Genomic DNA, 18,061 nt, shown 5'->3' on the forward strand with positions numbered 1-18,061 from the left:
CCCGCTCCCACATTTGATCTTCAGTGAATACAGTTTTTGTGTAGGACCGAAATCCAATGTGGGAGCGGGCTTGCTCGCGAAGGCGATTAACCAGCCAACTCATTCATCCGCTGAAGCACCGCATTCAAGCCATTGCTGCGCGACTCGGACAACTGCCGCCCCAGCCCAAGCTGATTGAACCAGTCCGGCAAATCCATCTGCTTCAACTCAATCGCCGACAAGCCGTTGACCCGCGCCAGCAGCAACGCCACCAACCCGCGAATCAACCGCGCATCGCTGTTGGCGCTGAACTGCCAATGGCCATCGCGCAACTCGCCCACCAGCCACACCTGGCTTTCACAGCCGTGCACCCGGTTGGCATCACACATCTGCGCATCGCTCAACGCGGGCAGGCGCTCGCCCCATTGCATCAGCAGGCGGGCGCGTTGTTCCCAGCCGGCGGCTTTCTGAAAGGTCTCGAGCGCCGTCACGGCATCGGCAGGCAAGCTCATCGCAATAGCTCCAGTGCCTGATCCAGGGCTTGAAAGAACCGCTCCAGGTCTTCGGAGTCGTTGTACAGCGCCAACGACACCCGAATCGCTCCGGCCAGTTCAAAGCGTTTAAGCAGCGGCATGGCGCAGTGATGGCCGGCACGCACTGCGATCCCTTGTTCGGTCAGCAAATGCGCCAGGTCGGAGTTATGCACACCTTCGACGGTGAAGCTGGCCAGTGCCACCTGCGGCTTGCCCAGCAGGCGAATGCCGTTGCGCGCTTCAAGACCCTTGAGCAGGCAGGCATGCAGTGCCGCTTCATGGGCGGACAAGGCGTCCTGATCGAGCCCGGCGAGGTAATCCAGGGTCGCTCCCAGGCCGATCACACTGGACACTGGCGGCGTCCCGGCCTCGAAACCCAGCGGGGCCGGGCGAAAGCGTGCGTCGTGATAATTGGCATCCAGCACCATCTCACCGCCGAACTGCCAGGGACGCAGCTGTTGCAGCGCGGTATTGCGCCCGAACAGCACGCCCAGGCCATCGGGACCGTAGAGCTTGTGGCTCGAGAACACATAGAAATCGCAGCCCAATGCTTGCACGTCGTGGCGGCCGTGGACCACGCCCTGGGCGCCGTCGATTACGGTCAGGGCGTTGTGCTCCTTGGCCAGTGCCAGCAATTCGGGCAGCGGCTGCCAGGCGCCAATCACGTTGGACAACTGGCTGACGGCCAACAGGCGTGTGCGTGGGCCGATCAAATCGGCGGCCGCTGCAAGGTCGATCACGCCGTCGGCATCCAGCGGCAGGATCACCAGTTTAAGGTCGCGACGGTGCGCCAGTTGCTGCCACGGCAGCAGGTTGGCGTGATGCTCCAGGGCGCTGATGACAATCTCGTCGCCCGGATTGAAAAGATGTTCCAGGCCGTAGGCCAGGAGATTCAGCGCGGACGTCGCGCCGTGGGTAAAAATGATCTGGCCACAATCGCCAGCATTGAGCCATTGCGCGACTTTGCGGCGACTGTCCTCGAAGGCCTGGGTGGCGTGGGCGCCGGGCAAATGCTGCGCCCGATGCACGTTGGCCGCGCCGTTGGCGTAGTAATGCGCCAAGGCATCCAGCAGGGCTTGAGGTTTTTGCGTGGTGGCGGCGTTGTCCAGATAGGTCTGGCCTTGCCGTTGCAGGGCGGCGATGGCCGGGAAATCGGCGCGCCAGGGGGAGAGCATCATCATGGTGTTCGCCTGTACGCCTGCCCCCTGTAGGAGCGAGCTTGCTCGCGATGGACGCGTGGACGACACGGGCTGTCTGATGCCGCGCGTTATCGTTGACGTCCATCGCGAGCAAGCTCGCTCCTACAGAGGTGCGGGTGGTCGTGTGGCTTAGTTGTGAGCGTGCAGCGCTTCGTTCAGTTCGATCGCCGATTTGTGGGTTTTGCATTCCACGGCACCGGTTTCCGAATTGCGACGGAACAGCAGGTCCGGCTGGCCAGCCAGTTCACGGGCCTTGACCACTTTGACCAGCTGATTGTTTTCGTCCAGCAGCGCGACTTTGGTGCCGGCGGTCACGTACAGGCCCGACTCGACGGTGTTGCGGTCGCCCAACGGAATGCCGATACCGGCATTGGCGCCGATCAGGCAGCCTTCGCCGACCTTGATCACGATGTTGCCGCCGCCCGACAGGGTGCCCATGGTCGAGCAGCCGCCGCCCAGGTCCGAACCCTTGCCGACGAATACGCCAGCGGATACGCGGCCTTCGATCATGCCCGGGCCTTCGGTGCCGGCGTTGAAGTTGATGAAGCCTTCGTGCATCACGGTGGTGCCTTCGCCCACGTAAGCGCCCAGGCGCAGACGCGCGGCGTCAGCGATACGCACGCCGGCCGGAACCACGTAGTCGGTCATTTTCGGGAACTTGTCCACCGAGAACACTTCCAGCAGTTCGCCGCGCAGACGGGCTTCGAGTTGCAGCTCGGCCAGTTCGCTCAGGTCGACAGCGCCCTGGCTGGTCCAGGCCACGTTCGGCAGCAGCGGGAAGATCCCGGCCAGGTTCAGGCCGTGGGGCTTGACCAGGCGATGGCTCAGCAGGTGCAGCTTGAGGTAGGCCTCGGGAGTGGACGACAGCTGGGCATCTTCGGCCAGCAGTGTGGCGACCAGTGGCTTGTGGCTTTCGGCCAGGCGGGTCAGCAGGGCAGCCTGGGCAGCGTCGACGCCTTTGAGCGCTTCGGCCAGTTGCGAGGCTTGGGCAGTGCTGAACGCGATGGCCTGATTGCCTTCGGTGTAGCCCAGGATCGGGGCGATAGCGGCGACGACCTCAGCCGAAGGCTTGAGAACCGGGGCGGCGTAGAACACTTCCAGCCATGCGCCTTGACGGTTTTGAGTGCCGACGCCGAAGGCCAGGCTGAACAGGGTAGTAGACATGTTGATACCTCTAACAAAATGGAACGGGCTGCTTACTTGAGCGCGGCCGCGTAGATATCTGGCTTGAAGCCAATCAGGGTTCGGTCACCGAGATCGAGCACCGGGCGCTTGATCATCGAGGGTTGTGCGAGCATCAGTTCGATGGCTTTCGACTGGTCGAGATCGGCTTTACGTTCGTCTTCGAGCTTGCGAAAGGTCGTGCCTGCACGGTTCAACACCACTTCCCAGCCGTGCTCGTTGCACCATTGGGTCAGGTGTTCACGGTCGATACCGACCGCTTTGTAATCATGAAAGTCATAGCTGACAGCGTGTTCATCGAGCCAGGTGCGCGCCTTTTTCATGGTGTCGCAGGCTTTGATGCCGAAAAGGTGCAACGTTTTGCTTGAAACGGTCAAGGAATTGCCCCCTTTGCAGGTGCCGTAAATAAAAGGTGACGGATTATGCCATGGCCACTCGGGTAAAGCGCAAACCTGTGGGAGCGGGCTTGCTCGCGAAGACGGCGTGTCAGGCGATGCAGGTGTCGACGGGTACACCGTCTTCGCGAGCAGGCCCGCCCCCACAGGATGAAAACAGTGTTTCAGGGTGCGACATAGGTGCAAGGGTCACCGGCAGTCTAAGCGGCTAATATGGCACTTCAATGCGTCCGGGAATCCTGCTCAATGCAAACCGCTTACACCGTCCTGATCCTGTTGATGCTGGTCGGCGTTTCGCGCCTGATCGGACGGGTGATTCCGTTGCCGTTGCCGCTGGTGCAAATCGCCGCAGGGGCCTTGCTCGCCTGGCCGACGCTGGGTTTGCATGTGGCCCTGGATCCCGAGTTGTTCCTGTTTCTGTTCCTGCCGCCGCTGTTGTTCTCCGACGGCTGGCGCATGCCCAAGCGCGAATTCTGGCACCTGCGCGGCCCGATCCTGACCCTGGCGGTGGGCCTGGTGCTGTTTACCGTGGTCGGCGCCGGGTATTTCATTCATTGGCTACTGCCCGGCGTGCCGTTGCCGGTAGCGTTTGCCCTGGCGGCCGTGCTGTCGCCGACGGATGCGGTGGCGGTGTCGGCCATCTCCCGCAATAGGCTGCCCACACCTTTGATGCACATCTTGCAGGGCGAGGCGCTGATGAACGATGCCTCGGGCCTGGTGACGTTCAAGTTTGCGCTGGTGGCGGCGGTGACCGGTGTGTTCTCGCTGGCCAATGCCAGCCTGACGTTTGTGCTGGTGGCGGTGGGCGGCCTGGCCGTGGGGGTGGCCTTGAGCTGGCTGGTTGGCCGTCTGCGCGCATGGATGATTGCCCGTGGTTGGGATGATCCGGCGACGCACGTGGTGTTCATGTTGCTGCTGCCGTTTGCCGCCTACGTGCTGGCCGAACGCATGGAAGTGTCGGGCATCCTCTCGGCGGTGGCGGCGGGGATGATGCAGAGCTGGCTCGATCTGTTGCCGCGCCAGACCAATACGCGTTTGCTCAACCGAAGTGTCTGGTCACTGCTGGAGTTCGCCTTCAACGGCTTGATCTTCCTGCTGTTGGGCCTGCAGTTGCCGGACATCATCAAGGCCGTGGCCAGTCACGAAACCTCGCTATGGCCAACGTTGCTGTATCGCGGGCTGGACGTGGTGGCGATTTTCCTGGTGCTGCTGGCCTTGCGCTTCGTCTGGGTGCAGAGCATCTGGCGTTTGTCGGTGCTGCTGCGGCGTTTGCGCGGCAAGGGCGAAGTGACCCAGGTGCCGACAGCGCGATCCTGTTGGTTGCTGACCGTGGGCGGCGTGCGCGGGGCCGTGACGCTGGCGGGTGTGATGTCGGTGCCGTTGTTGATGGGCGGGGAAGTGTTTCCTGAGCGCGACCTGCTGATCTTCATCGCTGCCGGGGTGATTCTTTTGTCGCTGATCGCTGCGTGCATCGCGTTGCCGATGTTGCTGCGGGGCATCGAAGCAAGCCCCGATGACAAGCGGCGTAATGAGGTGCGCGACGCCTGGCGCAAAACCGCCGAAGCGGCCATTCATGCCCTTGAGGCAGAAGAGGTCAACCCGCAGGACGCCGCTCAGTCCGCGCTGGCCGCTGAGCTAAAGGCACGGATAATGTCTGAATATCGGCACCAGTTGGAGGTGTTCAACGATTCCGCTGAAGCCCAGGCCCTGGCCTTTCAGATGGACTTGCTGGAGCGCCGTCTGCGTTTGAAGGCGTTGCGGGCGCAACGCCTGGAGTTGTACAGCCTCAGCCGTCATCACCAGATCGGCGATGACGTGTTGCGTGAGGTGTTGGGGGAACTGGATCTGAGTGAGGCGAAACTTGGCCAGGTGAAATAACTGCTGCTCTTGCAGGAGCCCGGCTTGCCGGCGATGGCGTCCTGCAAATGGCCATTGCCGGCAAGCCGGACTCCTACAGGTCTGCGGTTATTTGCGACGTTGAATGAAGTCGCGAATGCGCTCTGCAGCTTCGACACACTCGGCAAGCGGCGCAACCAGCGCCATGCGCACGCGCCCGGCACCCGGGTTGACGCCATCCACATCCCGCGACAGGTAAGAACCCGGCACCACGGTCACGTGTTCCTGTTCGAACAGGTCGCGGCAGAATGCAGCATCGTCCCCCGCCACATTCGGCCACAGGTAGAAACTGCCATCCGGCCGCTGTACGTCCATGACCGGGCTGAGGATTTCCAGCACCGCATCGAACTTCTCGCGATACAGCGCACGGTTGGCGCGCACGTGCACTTCGTCATTCCAGGCGGCAACGCTGGCCAGTTGCGTTTGAACCGGCATGGCGCAGCCGTGGTAGGTGCGGTAGAGCAGGAAACCCTTGAGGATGTCGGCGTCACCGGCGACAAAGCCCGAACGCAGGCCTGGCAGGTTCGAACGCTTGGACAGGCTGTGGAACACCACGCAGCGCTTGAAGTCCTTGCGGCCCAGTTCCGCGCAAGCGCTGAGCAGGCCTGGTGGCGGGGTTTGTTCGTCGAAGTACAGCTCGCTGTAGCACTCGTCCGCGGCGATCACGAAGTCGTGTTCATCGGCCAGGGCGATCAGCTTTTTCAGGGTTTCCACCGGAATCAATGCACCGGTCGGATTGCCTGGCGAGCACAGGAACAGGATCTGGCAGCGTTTCCAGATGTCCGGCGAGACGGCGTCGAAATCCGGATTGAAACCGTTTTCGTCCAGGCACGGCAGGTAATGCGGCTTGGCCCCGGCGAGGAACGCCGCGCCTTCGTAGATCTGGTAGAACGGGTTCGGGCTGACCACCAGCGCGTCGTCGCCACGGTTGACCACGGTCTGGGTGAAGGCGAACAGCGCTTCGCGGGTGCCGTTGACCGGCAGCACGTTGCGCGCCGGATCGATCCAGCCGTTCGGCACGCCGAAACGACGCTCGCACCAGGCGGCAATGGCTTCACGCAGCTCCGGGATACCGAGGGTGGTCGGGTACACCGCCATTTTTTCCAGATTGCTGGCCAGGGCCTCGGCGACAAAGCTTGGCGAACGGTGTTTCGGCTCGCCGATGGACAGCGCGATCGGACGCTTATCCGGGTTGGGCGTGACGCTGCCGAGCAGGGCGCGGAGCTTTTCGAAGGGGTAAGGCTGGAGCTGGGACAGAGCGTTGTTCATCGGGGGCCTCTTTCAATGTGGGAGCAGTCTTGTGTGGCGAGGGGGCTTGCCCCCGTTCGGCTGCGTAGCAGTCGTAAAACCATGGTGTGCGGTGTACCTGATACACCGCGTGTGCAGGTTTTGGGGCCGCTTCGCGACCCAACGGGGGCAAGCCCCCTCGCCACAGGAAGTCCATTGCCACAGGGGGGAATGTGTTGGTTCAGATGCTGATGCGCGACAGTTTGATATCAGGTTCCTGGTTGACGCTCAGTTGTTCGACGATCGCATCCTGCAGGCGGCTGCACAGCAGGGGATCGGACAGCGGCTGATTGTTGGCGTCGGTAATGAAGAACACGTCCTCCACGCGCTCGCCGAGGGTGGCGATCTTGGCGTTTTGCAGCGACAGGTCGAACTCCAGGAAAATCGTGCCAATCCGCGCCAGCAAGCCCGGGCGGTCGGGGGCCGTGAGCTCCAGCACCGTCACCGGACGCTGGGCGTCGTTGTGGATCGTCACCTGCGGCGCAAAGGCGAAATGCTTGAGCTGGCGCGGCACCCGGCGCTGGATGATGGTCGGGTAGTCGTCCGGGTTGCGCAGGGCTTCGGTCAGGCCGTCGCGGATCTGTTTGACCCGCGCCGGGTTATCGCCAATCGAGTCGCCGTCGGTGTCGAGCACGATGTAGGTGTCGAGGGTGAACTGGCTGCTGGAGGTGATGACCCGGGCGTCATGGATGTTCAGGTTGAGCTGGTCCATCGCCGCCACGGTCACGGCAAAGAAATCGTGCTGGTCGGGGGCATAGATGAAGATCTGCGTGCCGCCCTCAAACTCGCGCTGGGTGGTTTCCTTGATCAGTACCAGCGGTCCGCCGTCGGCCGGTTGCTGGAGGATCGCATCGCTGTGCCAGGCCACGTCGCCGGCGGTGTGACGCAGGAAATAGTCATCACCCAGCTGCGCCCAGAGTTGCTCGACATCGTCCGGGTCGGTGCCGCCGCGCACCAGGATATCCAGGGCAGCGCTCTGGGTCTGGCGGATCTGCTCTTCGCGGTCCACCGGATTCTCCAGGCCTCGACGCAGGGCGCGCTTGGTCTCGGTGTAGAGCTGGCGCAACAGGCTGGCGCGCCAGGAGTTCCACAGCGTCGGGTTGGTGGCGTTGATGTCGGCGACGGTCAGTACATATAGATAGTCGAGGCGGGTTTCGTCGCCGACGATCTGGGCGAAATCGTGGATCACCTGCGGGTCGGACAAGTCCTTGCGCTGGGCGGTGGTCGACATCACCAGGTGGTTTTGCACCAGCCACACGATCAGGCGGCTGTCCCACACTGGCAGCTGATGGCGCTGGCAAAACGCCTCGGCGTCGACCGCGCCGATGTCCGAGTGGTCGCCATGCCGGCCTTTGCCGATGTCGTGGTACAGGCCGGCCATGTAGATCAGCTCGGGTTTGGGCAGCTTGCCCATGAGCTTGCTGGCCAGCGGGAATTTTTCCGACACCTGGGTGTACTGCAACTTACGCAGGTGTTTGATCAGGTTCAGGGTGTGCGCGTCGACGGTATAGATGTGGAACAGGTCATGCTGCATCTGCCCGACGATAAAGCCGAACTCGGGCAGATAACGCCCCAGGATGCCGTAACGGTTCATCCGCCGCAGGTTGCGGTGGATACCGATCTTGCATTTGAACAGTTCGATAAACAGGCTGGTGTTGCGAATATCGTTGCGGAAGTCGTCGTCGATCAGGTGGCGGTTTTCCCGCAGCAGACGAATGGTGTCGGCGCGCACGCCCTTGATTTCCGGCTGTTGGGCCATCAATACGAAGATTTCCAGCATGGCGAACGGCGTGCGGCGGAACACGTTATCGTTGCGTGCTTCGATGTAGCCGTCATGCAACTGGAAGCGCGAGTTGATCGGCTGCGCGGGCGCTTCGTCCTCCGGTGCGAGGATGACCTCTTCAAAGTGCTGGATGATCAGGTCGCTGAGCTGGGCGATGCTCATCACTACCCGATAATACTGTTGCATGAAGTTTTCGATGGCTTGCTTGGCGTCGTCGCCTTTGAAGCCCAGCAGCCCGGCAATGGTGCGCTGGTGATCGAACAGCAGGCGGTCTTCGGAGCGGCCGGCAAGCATGTGCAGGGCATAACGCACCTTCCACAGGAACTCCTGGGAAGAGGCGAGCAGGGCGTTTTCGCTCTCGACCAGGAATCCTTCGCCAGCCAGTGCCCGCAGGTTCAGGGTGCCGTACTGGCGACGGGCTACCCACAGGATCGTCTGGATATCCCGCAGGCCGCCGGGCGAGCCCTTGACGTTGGGTTCCAGGTTGTATTCGGTGTCGTTGTATTTGTGGTGGCGGGCCTTTTGTTCGGCACGCTTGGCCAGGAAGAAGTCCTTGCTCGGCCACATGTGTGCGGTGCTGGTGACATCCAGCATGCGCTGGCGCAAATGTTCGGGGCCAGCGATGGTGCGGCTTTCCATCAGGTTGGTGACAACCGTCAGGTCGGCGCGAGCCTCGACGGCGCACTCGTCGACCGAGCGAACGCTCTGACCGACCTCCAGGCCAATGTCCCACAACAGCGTCAGGAAACGCTCGATGGAATCGCGGAAAACTTCGTGGTCGGCGCTGTCCAGCAGGATCAGCAGATCGATATCGGAGTAAGGATGCAATTCACCACGGCCGTAGCCGCCGACCGCGACCAGGGCGATGTCGGCGTCCTCGCTCCAGTCGAACTGGTTCCAGGCCTTTTGCAGGATGTTGTCGACGAACCAGGCGCGATCCTCAATCAGCCGGCGAATGTCGCGGCCGCCGCGAAAGCGCGTGTCGAGCACTTCGCGGGCCTGGCGGATCGCCTTCTTGAAGGCCGCGATCGGGCTTGCCTTCAGGGCCAGTTCAGCCTGGAACTGGCCGCGGTCGAAGAGTTCGGGATCCACCTGCGGCATCGATTGGCTTTCCTTTCTATAGGCGATGTACTGTAACGGGATCAGGCCGAAACGCGAGGGATGGTGTCATCGGCGCGCAGGGTGAAGATCTCGTAGCCGGTTTCGGTCACCAGCAGGGTGTGTTCCCACTGGGCCGAGAGCTTGCGGTCCTTGGTGATCGCGGTCCAGCCGTCGCCCAGTACCTTGGTGTCGGCACGGCCCTGGTTGATCATCGGCTCGATGGTGAAGGTCATGCCAGCCTTGAGTTCCATGCCGGTGCCAGCGCGGCCGTAGTGCAGGATCTGCGGCTCTTCGTGGAACACCTTGCCGATGCCGTGGCCGCAGAATTCGCGAACCACCGAGAAGCCGTTCTTTTCAGCGTGCTTCTGGATGATTTCGCCGATGTCGCCCAGGCGGCAGCCGGGCTTGACGATTTCGATCGCCTTGTACATGCATTCCTGGGTCACCTGGGACAGGCGCTCGGCCCAGACCGGCACGCTGCCGACGTGGAACATGCGGCTGGTGTCACCGTGGTAACCGTCCTTGATGACGGTGACGTCGATGTTCAGGGTGTCGCCATCCTTGAGCGGCTTGTCGTTCGGGATGCCGTGGCAGACCACATGGTTGATCGACGTGCAGATCGACTTCGGATAGCCCTTGTAGTTGAGCGGGGCAGGGATGGCTTTCTGCTCATTGACGATGTAGTCGTGGCAGATCTGGTTCAGTTGATCGGTGGTAACGCCCGGCTTGACATGTTCGGCAATCATTTCCAGCACATCGGCGGCCAGTTTGCCGGCGATACGCATCTTGGCGATATCCTCGGGAGTTTTGAGGGTGACGGTCATACAGGCTCTCTCTGCGCCAGGCGGCGCTTTCTAAACGGAAAGGGCATTGCGCGATCGATCTTCGCGGCCCTGAAAAAAGCGATTCTACCAGACGATCAGCGCAAATCTGCGCCTGAGTGCATCGCTTCTCTCTATAGAATGGTGCATTCTTGGCGGATTCCAAGGGGTGGAGCAAAGCACTCGCCAGGATTTCAGAATCCGGGTTCCGTTTTGCCCTGCCTTATGGTATAAAATGCGCCGCTTTCCGGGGATGTCCCGAAAAGCCTAAATCCACACACGTGTCGACACGATGACCTGGGTGCCGGAAGCTTGATGCTGCTGGTTGGTCATTGGGATACGTGGAGGCCAAACCCGACTTATTAAGGAACTATCATGTCCCAAGTCAACATGCGCGATATGCTGAAGGCCGGTGTGCACTTCGGTCACCAGACCCGTTACTGGAACCCGAAAATGGGTAAGTACATTTTCGGCGCGCGTAACAAGATCCACATCATCAACCTTGAAAAAACCCTGCCAATGTTCAACGAAGCTCTGACTTTCGTAGAGCGTCTGGCCCAGGGCAAAAACAAGATTCTGTTCGTCGGCACCAAGCGTTCCGCTGGCAAGATCGTTGCTGAAGAAGCAGCACGTTGCGGTTCGCCGTACGTCGATCACCGCTGGTTGGGCGGCATGCTGACCAACTTCAAAACCATCCGTGCTTCCATCAAGCGTCTGCGTGACCTTGAAGTGCAAGCCGAAGACGGTACTTTCGCCAAGCTGACCAAGAAAGAAGCGCTGATGCGCTCCCGTGACCTGGAAAAGCTGGATCGTTCCCTGGGTGGTATCAAGGACATGGGCGGTCTGCCAGACGCTCTGTTCGTTATCGACGTTGATCACGAGCGCATCGCGATCACCGAAGCCAACAAGCTGGGCATCCCGGTTATCGGCGTGGTCGATACCAACAGCAGCCCGGAAGGCGTTGACTACATCATCCCAGGCAACGATGACGCAATCCGCGCTATCCAGCTGTACATGGGTTCGATGGCTGACGCTGTAATCCGTGGTCGCAACAATGTTGCCGGCGGCACCGTTGAATTCGTAGCTGAAGAAACTCAGGCTGCAGCTGAGTAATTGACGCCCTGGCGTTGACTCAGTAAGCAAAAAGGGGGCTTGGCCCCCTTTTTGCCACCTCGAAAACCATTTGTCGGCGCCCACTGCTCTATCTGTAACGTGCGGCAGCTAACAAGGGTGGTTCGGGAAGAATTGATCGCCCGTTCGATCGGGTGGAATGGTTGAAAACCTATCCAAGAGGAATTTTAAAATGGCAGCAATTACTGCAGCGTTGGTCAAAGAACTGCGCGAGCGTACCGGCGAAGGCATGATGGATTGCAAGAAAGCCCTGGAAAAGGCTGGCGGCGACATCGAAAAAGCCATTGATGACATGCGCGCTTCGGGCGCCATCAAGGCTGCCAAGAAAGCCGGCAACGTTGCCGCTGAAGGCGCTATCGCCATCAAGGCAGACGACAAGGTAGCCGTGCTGCTGGAAGTTAACTCGCAGACCGACTTCCTGGCCCTGCAAGACGACTTCAAGAACTTCGTTGCTGCCAGCGTAGAAAAAGCCTTCGACGAAAAACTGACCGACGCAGCTCCGCTGATCGCCGCTCAGGAATCGGCTCGTGAAGCCCTGGTGGCCAAAGTTGGCGAAAACGTCAACATCCGTCGCCTGGTACGCGTAGAGGGTGACGTTGTCGGCACCTACCTGCACGGTAACAAGATCGGTGTTGCTGTTGTTCTCAAGGGCGGCGATGTTCAGCTGGCCAAAGAGATCGCCATGCACGTGGCGGCAAGCAACCCTGAGTTCCTGCTGCCATCGCAGGTTTCGCCAGAAGCCATCGAGCGCGAGAAGGGCGTCTTCCTGACCCTGAACGAAGACAAGATGAAAGGCAAGCCAGCTGAAATCGTCGAGAAGATGATCGCTGGTCGTATCACCAAGTTCCTGGCTGAAGCCAGCCTGGTAGAGCAAGCTTTCGTCATGAACCCGGAAATCACCGTGGGTGCCCTGGCCAAGAAAGCCGGCGCTGAAATCGTTTCCTTCACTTACTTCAAAGTAGGCGAAGGCATCGAGAAGCCAGTGGACAACTTCGCCGAAGAAGTTGCTGCCCAGCTGGCTGCCGCCAAGCAATAAGACGGTTTTTAACTGTCGCCCAGAAGAGGCTGCCCGCTCACGCGCGCAGCCTCTTTTCAGATGGGGCATCAATTTTTAATTGGTTTCCCTTTGGAACTGGCTTACAAAGCCATGTTCCGATGGCGCTGAAGCAGCGCCACGCTAGAGTGAACGCCAGCTGTAAACAGCTCGCAAAGAATTTTTAAAATACGCCGCAGGAGAGATTCGCAATGGCTCAGCAGGGCAGTGGTTATCAGGCTCGCTATAAACGCATTCTACTCAAGCTTAGCGGCGAGGCCCTGATGGGCTCGGAAGAGTTCGGGATCGACCCGAAAGTTCTGGATCGCATGGCATTGGAAGTTGGCCAACTGGTCGGCATCGGTGTTCAGGTTGGTCTGGTTATCGGTGGTGGCAACCTGTTCCGCGGTGAAGCGCTGAGCAAGGCTGGCATGGACCGGGTCACCGGCGACCACATGGGCATGCTGGCCACTGTGATGAACGCCCTGGCCATGCGCGACGCCCTTGAGCGCGCCAACATCTCGGCCATCGTGATGTCCGCTATTTCCATGGTTGGCGTGACCGATCACTACGATCGTCGCAAGGCCATGCGCCACTTGAACTCCAAGGACGTGGTGATTTTCGCGGCCGGTACCGGCAACCCGTTCTTTACGACGGATTCGGCAGCCTGCCTGCGTGCAATCGAAATCGATGCCGATGTCGTGCTCAAGGCGACCAAGGTCGATGGCGTCTATACCGCTGACCCGTTCAAAGACCCGCATGCCGAGAAGTTCGATCATCTGACCTACGATGAAGTGCTGGATCGCAAGCTGGGTGTGATGGATCTGACGGCCATTTGCCTGTGCCGCGACCACAAGATGCCGCTACGCGTATTTAACATGAACAAGCCCGGCGCCCTGCTGAACATCGTACATGGCGGCGCTGAAGGAACCCTGATCGAGGAAGGCCAACAATGATCAACGAAATCAAGAAAGACGCTCAAGAGCGCATGCAGAAGTCGGTGGAATCGCTGGCGCACAACTTCGGCCGCATCCGTACCGGCCAGGCGCACCCAAGCATCCTGGAAGGCGTGATGGTTCCTTATTACGGTTCCGACACCCCGATCAAGCAAGTGGCCAATATCACCGTTAAAGACGCCCGTACCCTGCAAGTTGTCGCGTTCGAGCGCAACATGCTGGGTGCCGTCGACAAGGCGATCGGCAGTGCAGGTCTGAACCTGAACCCGACCAACCTCGGTGAGCTGCTGTTGATCTCCATGCCTGCCCTGACCGAAGAAACCCGTAAGGGCTTCACCAAGCAGGCGCGTGACGTGGCTGAAGACGCCCGTGTTGCCGTGCGCAACATCCGTCGTGATGCCAACAGCTCGCTGAAGGATCTGGTCAAGGAAAAAGAAATCAGCGAAGACGAAGAGCGTCGCGCCACGGGTGAAATCGACGATCTGACCAAGAAGTTCGTGGCTCAAATCGACGCGAATCTGGCGCAGAAAGAAAAAGACCTGATGGCCGTATAAGGGTCGAGCTTTAAATGGAAAAGACCAAGCAGACTGCACCGTCCGCGGTGCCGCGCCATGTCGCGATCATCATGGATGGTAACAATCGCTGGGCGAAAAAACGCTTTATGCCAGGTGTCGCCGGGCATAAAGCGGGCGTGGATGCGGTACGTGCGGTCATTGAAGTCTGTGCCGAGGCCAAGGTCGAGGTGCTGACCCTGTTCGCCTTTTCCAGCGAGAACTGGCAACGCCCGGCCGATGAGGTCAGCGCCTTGATGGATCTGTTCTTCAAGGCGCTGCGTCGTGAGGCCAAGCGCCTCAACGACAACAACATCTGCCTGCGCATCATTGGTGACCGCTCGCGGTTTCATCCCGAGCTGCAGGCCGCCATGCGCGAAGCCGAGACCATGACCGCTGGCGCCAATCGTTTTGTCCTGCAGATCGCCGCCAATTACGGTGGTCAGTGGGATATCGCGCAAGCTGCGCAACGACTGGCGCGAGAGGTTCAGGCCGGGCATTTGCGACCGGAAGACATCACGCCTGATCTGCTACAGACCTGCCTGGCCACGGGCGATCTGCCGTTGCCGGACCTGTGTATCCGTACCGGTGGCGAGCACCGCATCAGCAACTTCCTGCTCTGGCAACTGGCCTATGCCGAGTTGTACTTCTCCGACCTGTTCTGGCCGGACTTCAAACACGATGCCATGCGCAATGCGCTGGCAGATTTCGCTTCCCGCCAGCGCCGCTTCGGTAAAACGAGCGAGCAGGTCGAGGCTGGAGCCCGGGTTTAATGCTTAAACAACGAATCATCACCGCGTTGATCCTGCTGCCGATTGCCCTGTGCGGGTTTTTCCTGCTCGAGGGCTCCGGTTTTGCGCTGTTCATCGGGCTGGTCGTAACCCTGGGTGCCTGGGAATGGGCGCGCCTGGCGGGTTTCGCTGCCCAGTCCATGCGGGTTGCCTATGCCGCGGTCGTCGCGTTGATGCTGTTTGTCATGCACATACTTCCGGGCCTGGCGCCTTGGGTCCTGGGCGCGTCGGTGCTCTGGTGGGGTGTTGCGACCTATCTGGTGTTGACGTACCCGCGTTCGAGCGAGCATTGGTCCAATGCGGCGACCAAGTTGGTGATCGGCTTGCTGATTCTCCTGCCGGCCTGGCAAGGTCTGGTGCAGATCAAGCAATACCCGCTGGGTAACTTGCTGATCCTGGCTGTGATGGTGCTGGTCTGGGGTGCCGATATTGGTGCCTACTTCTCCGGCCGGGCCTTCGGCAAGCGCAAGCTTGCACCGCAGGTCAGTCCGGGTAAAAGCTGGGAAGGCGTGTACGGTGGCCTGGCGCTGAGTCTGGTCATTACCACGCTCGTTGCCCTGGTGCGCGACTGGACAGTGGCCGAGCTGTTCAAGGGGCTGATCTGTGCCGCTCTGATCGTGTTTATCTCGGTGGTGGGCGACCTCACTGAAAGCATGTTCAAGCGCCAGTCCGGCATCAAGGACAGCAGCAATCTGCTTCCGGGACACGGTGGCGTGCTGGATCGTATCGACAGCCTGACGGCAGCGATTCCGGTGTTTGCCGTGCTGTTGTGGATGACGGCCCCATGAGCCGCCCGCAACAGATTACCGTCCTGGGGGCGACCGGCTCTATTGGCCTGAGTACGCTCGACGTCATCGCCCGCCATCCGGATCGTTATCAGGTCTTTGCCCTGAGTGGCTTCACTCGCTTGAGTGAATTGCTGGCGCTCTGCGTGCGCCATGTTCCGCGATTTGCCGTGGTGCCTGAGCTCGCTGCTGCCCGCACCTTGCAGGATGATCTGCGCGCGGCGGGTCTTGCGACCCGTGTCCTGGTGGGCGAGGAAGGTTTGTGTCAGGTCGCTTCCGATCCGGAAGTCGATACGGTCATGGCGGCCATCGTCGGTGCAGCGGGATTGCGCCCGACACTGGCGGCGGTCGAAGCTGGCAAGAAGATCCTCCTGGCCAACAAGGAAGCGCTGGTGATGTCCGGCGCGCTGTTCATGCAGGCGGTGCGCAAGAGCGGTTCGGTGTTGCTGCCGATCGATAGCGAGCACAACGCGATTTTTCAGTGCATGCCGCACGATTATGCCCGTGGCCTTGAGGCTGTTGGCGTACGGCGGATTTTGCTGACGGCTTCCGGCGGTCCGTTCCGCCAGACGCCAATGGCTGAACTGGCGAGTGTTTCGCCGGACCAGGCCTGTGCGCATCCGAACTGGTCCATGGGGCGAAAAATCTCCGTTGATTCGGCCAGCATGATGAACAAGGGGCTTGAGTTGATCGAGGCCTGCTGGCTGTTCGATGCCAAGCCGTCCCAGGTCGAAGTGGTGATTCACCCGCAAAGTGTGATCCATTCGCTGGTCGACTACGTCGATGGTTCTGTCCTGGCGCAGCTGGGTAATCCAGACATGCGCACACCCATCGCCAATGCCCTGGCCTGGCCCGAGCGGATTGACTCGGGTGTGGCGCCGCTGGATCTGTTTGCCATTGCCCGCCTGGATTTCCAGGCGCCCGATGAAGAGCGTTTCCCTTGTCTGCGTCTGGCTCGTCAGGCGGCCGAGGCGGGTAACAGCGCGCCGGCGATGCTCAATGCGGCGAACGAAGTGGCGGTGGCGGCATTTCTCGACGAACGGGTTCGTTACCTGGAAATCGCGAGTATCATCGAGGAAGTACTGAGTCTGGAGCCCGTTGTGGCCGTGGATGATCTCGAGGCAGTGTTCACGGCAGACGCGAAGGCGCGATTGCTGGCCGAACAATGGTTGAGCCGCCACGGGCGGTAAATGCTGCGGATAGTTGACCCAGGCAGCAGCAGATAGGAATGCGGAGAAAGTAGATGAGCGCGCTCTATATGATTGTCGGCACCCTGGTCGCTCTGGGTGTGCTGGTTACCTTCCACGAGTTCGGCCATTTTTGGGTCGCGCGTCGCTGTGGGGTCAAAGTGCTGCGCTTCTCCGTAGGCTTCGGCATGCCTTTGCTGCGCTGGCACGACAAACAAGGTACCGAATTTGTCGTTGCCGCCATCCCGTTGGGCGGCTACGTGAAAATGCTCGACGAGCGCGAAGGTGAAGTACCGCTCGATCAGGTTGATCAATCCTTCAATCGCAAATCCGTTCGTCAGCGCATTGCCATCGTGGCAGCGGGGCCGATCGCCAATTTCCTGCTGGCAATGGTGTTCTTCTGGGCATTGGCGATGCTCGGCAGCGAGCAGGTGCGCCCGGTCATCGGCGCTGTCGAGTCCGGCAGTCTGGCGGCCAAGGCGGGTTTGAGCCCAGGCCAGGAAATCGTGGCCATCGATGGCGAGGCGACTTCCGGCTGGGCGGCAGTGAATTTGCAACTGGTTCGTCGCCTGGGCGAAAGCGGTGCGTTGCAGATAATGGTTCGCGAGCAAGGCTCCACCGCTGATTCTCCCCGTGAACTTGCGCTGGACAAATGGCTCAAAGGGGCTGATGAGCCCGACCCGATTCATTCGTTGGGGATTCGTCCGTGGCGTCCGGCATTGCCGCCGGTCCTGGCTGAACTCGATCCAAAGGGGCCGGCCCAGGCTGCTGGCCTGAAGACCGGTGACCGGTTGCTGGCGCTCGATGGGCGTGCGCTGGATGACTGGCAGCAGGTTGTCGATACCGTGCGTATGCATCCCGATACCAAAATCATGCTGCGGGTTGAGCGTGACGGTGCTCAGATCGATGTTCCGGTTACGCTTGCCGCTCGCGGCGAGAGCAAGTCACCCAGCGGCTATTTGGGGGCAGGGGTGAAGGCTGTCGATTGGCCACCGGAGATGATCCGCGAGGTCAGTTACGGGCCATTGGCAGCGATTGGCGAGGGGGCTCGACGCACCTGGACCATGAGCGTGCTGACCCTCGATTCACTGAAGAAAATGTTGTTCGGCGAGCTCTCGGTAAAAAACTTGAGTGGACCGATAACCATTGCTAAAGTGGCGGGCGCTTCGGCCCAGTCGGGTGTTGCTGATTTCCTGAATTTCCTTGCTTATCTGAGTATTAGCCTGGGGGTTCTGAATTTGCTGCCCATTCCTGTGCTGGATGGGGGGCATTTGTTGTTTTATCTGATTGAGTGGGCGCGTGGTCGCCCCTTGTCGGATCGGGTGCAAGGTTGGGGGATACAGATTGGTATCAGTTTGGTGATCGGAGTGATGTTGCTTGCTCTGGTCAATGATCTGGGTCGTCTGTAACGTCGCTGAATTGCGAATCTGCCGCATTTTGCGGCAGTTTGT

The 18,061-nt window shown here is 60.4% G+C and carries 16 protein-coding genes; 9 read left to right on the forward strand and 7 right to left on the reverse strand.

All coding sequences use genetic code 11. The annotated features are described in order from the left end of the window. Positions 1 to 86: 86 nt before the first annotated feature. The 4 genes from QMK54_RS05845 to QMK54_RS05860 form a co-directional block, all read right to left on the reverse strand. A complete protein-coding gene (locus QMK54_RS05845; protein WP_110661474.1) occupies positions 87 to 491 on the reverse strand; it encodes a SufE family protein in 405 nt (134 codons plus the stop codon). Then, positions 488 to 1,693 (reverse strand): cysteine desulfurase, encoded by a 1,206-nt coding sequence (locus tag QMK54_RS05850; RefSeq protein ID WP_320402208.1) that lies wholly within the window; start codon positions 1,691 to 1,693, stop codon positions 488 to 490. The genes QMK54_RS05845 and QMK54_RS05850 overlap by 4 nt, the downstream gene beginning before the upstream one ends. A 147-nt stretch (positions 1,694 to 1,840) precedes the next feature. Further along, complete coding sequence (gene dapD, locus QMK54_RS05855; protein WP_015093756.1) at positions 1,841 to 2,875, reverse strand: 2,3,4,5-tetrahydropyridine-2,6-dicarboxylate N-succinyltransferase; 1,035 nt, start codon at positions 2,873 to 2,875, stop codon at positions 1,841 to 1,843. Between the two features lie 32 nt (positions 2,876 to 2,907). After that, positions 2,908 to 3,270 carry an ArsC family reductase gene (locus QMK54_RS05860; RefSeq protein WP_110661468.1) on the reverse strand — a complete coding sequence of 121 codons (363 nt, stop codon included), beginning with the start codon at positions 3,268 to 3,270 and terminating at the stop codon, positions 2,908 to 2,910. 264 nt (positions 3,271 to 3,534) lie between these two features. On the opposite strand from QMK54_RS05860, the gene QMK54_RS05865 reads away from it, so the two are divergent. Next, positions 3,535 to 5,166, forward strand: a complete 1,632-nt coding sequence (locus QMK54_RS05865; protein WP_320402209.1) for a Na+/H+ antiporter — start codon at positions 3,535 to 3,537, stop codon at positions 5,164 to 5,166. Between the two features lie 87 nt (positions 5,167 to 5,253). On the opposite strand, the gene dapC is transcribed toward QMK54_RS05865, so the two are convergent. From dapC to map, 3 genes are all read right to left on the reverse strand, one after another. After that, a complete protein-coding gene (gene dapC / locus QMK54_RS05870; RefSeq protein WP_110662659.1) occupies positions 5,254 to 6,453 on the reverse strand; it encodes a succinyldiaminopimelate transaminase in 1,200 nt (399 codons plus the stop codon). Positions 6,454 to 6,652: 199 nt separating this feature from the next. After that, a complete protein-coding gene (locus tag QMK54_RS05875) occupies positions 6,653 to 9,355 on the reverse strand; it encodes a [protein-PII] uridylyltransferase (RefSeq protein WP_320402210.1) in 2,703 nt (900 codons plus the stop codon). A 41-nt stretch (positions 9,356 to 9,396) separates the two neighbouring features. Further along, positions 9,397 to 10,179 carry a type I methionyl aminopeptidase gene (gene map, locus QMK54_RS05880; RefSeq protein ID WP_110657502.1) on the reverse strand — a complete coding sequence of 261 codons (783 nt, stop codon included), beginning with the start codon at positions 10,177 to 10,179 and terminating at the stop codon, positions 9,397 to 9,399. A gap of 372 nt (positions 10,180 to 10,551) precedes the next feature. Between map and rpsB the strand changes: the two genes are divergently transcribed. The 8 genes from rpsB (at position 10,552) to rseP (ending at position 18,019) form a co-directional block, all read left to right on the forward strand. After that, the gene (gene rpsB, locus QMK54_RS05885; protein ID WP_019581025.1) at positions 10,552 to 11,289 is read left to right on the forward strand and encodes a 30S ribosomal protein S2; all 738 of its coding nucleotides are present in this window, start codon (positions 10,552 to 10,554) and stop codon (positions 11,287 to 11,289) included. A gap of 190 nt (positions 11,290 to 11,479) precedes the next feature. Continuing rightward, entirely contained in the window at positions 11,480 to 12,343 is an 864-nt protein-coding gene (gene tsf, locus QMK54_RS05890) for a translation elongation factor Ts (RefSeq protein ID WP_110657500.1), read from the forward strand. A 209-nt stretch (positions 12,344 to 12,552) separates the two neighbouring features. Then, positions 12,553 to 13,296, forward strand: a complete 744-nt coding sequence (pyrH, locus tag QMK54_RS05895) for a UMP kinase (protein WP_003222124.1) — start codon at positions 12,553 to 12,555, stop codon at positions 13,294 to 13,296. Continuing rightward, entirely contained in the window at positions 13,293 to 13,850 is a 558-nt protein-coding gene (gene frr, locus QMK54_RS05900; protein ID WP_110657498.1) for a ribosome recycling factor, read from the forward strand. Before pyrH ends, frr begins: the two co-directional genes overlap by 4 nt. A 14-nt stretch (positions 13,851 to 13,864) precedes the next feature. Further along, positions 13,865 to 14,620: a polyprenyl diphosphate synthase gene (gene uppS / locus QMK54_RS05905; RefSeq protein ID WP_110657496.1), complete on the forward strand. Its 756-nt coding sequence runs from the start codon at positions 13,865 to 13,867 to the stop codon at positions 14,618 to 14,620. Further along, positions 14,620 to 15,426, forward strand: coding sequence for a phosphatidate cytidylyltransferase (locus QMK54_RS05910; protein WP_320402211.1), 807 nt, complete (start codon positions 14,620 to 14,622; stop codon positions 15,424 to 15,426). Before uppS ends, QMK54_RS05910 begins: the two co-directional genes overlap by 1 nt. Then, positions 15,423 to 16,613: a 1-deoxy-D-xylulose-5-phosphate reductoisomerase gene (gene ispC / locus QMK54_RS05915; protein ID WP_320402212.1), complete on the forward strand. Its 1,191-nt coding sequence runs from the start codon at positions 15,423 to 15,425 to the stop codon at positions 16,611 to 16,613. Before QMK54_RS05910 ends, ispC begins: the two co-directional genes overlap by 4 nt. Before the next feature lie 53 nt (positions 16,614 to 16,666). After that, the gene (gene rseP, locus QMK54_RS05920) at positions 16,667 to 18,019 is read left to right on the forward strand and encodes a sigma E protease regulator RseP (protein ID WP_110657490.1); all 1,353 of its coding nucleotides are present in this window, start codon (positions 16,667 to 16,669) and stop codon (positions 18,017 to 18,019) included. Positions 18,020 to 18,061 lie beyond the last annotated feature (42 nt).

The sequence above is a fragment of the Pseudomonas sp. P5_109 genome (genome assembly GCF_034009455.1).
Taxonomy (GTDB): Bacteria; Pseudomonadota; Gammaproteobacteria; order Pseudomonadales; family Pseudomonadaceae; genus Aquipseudomonas.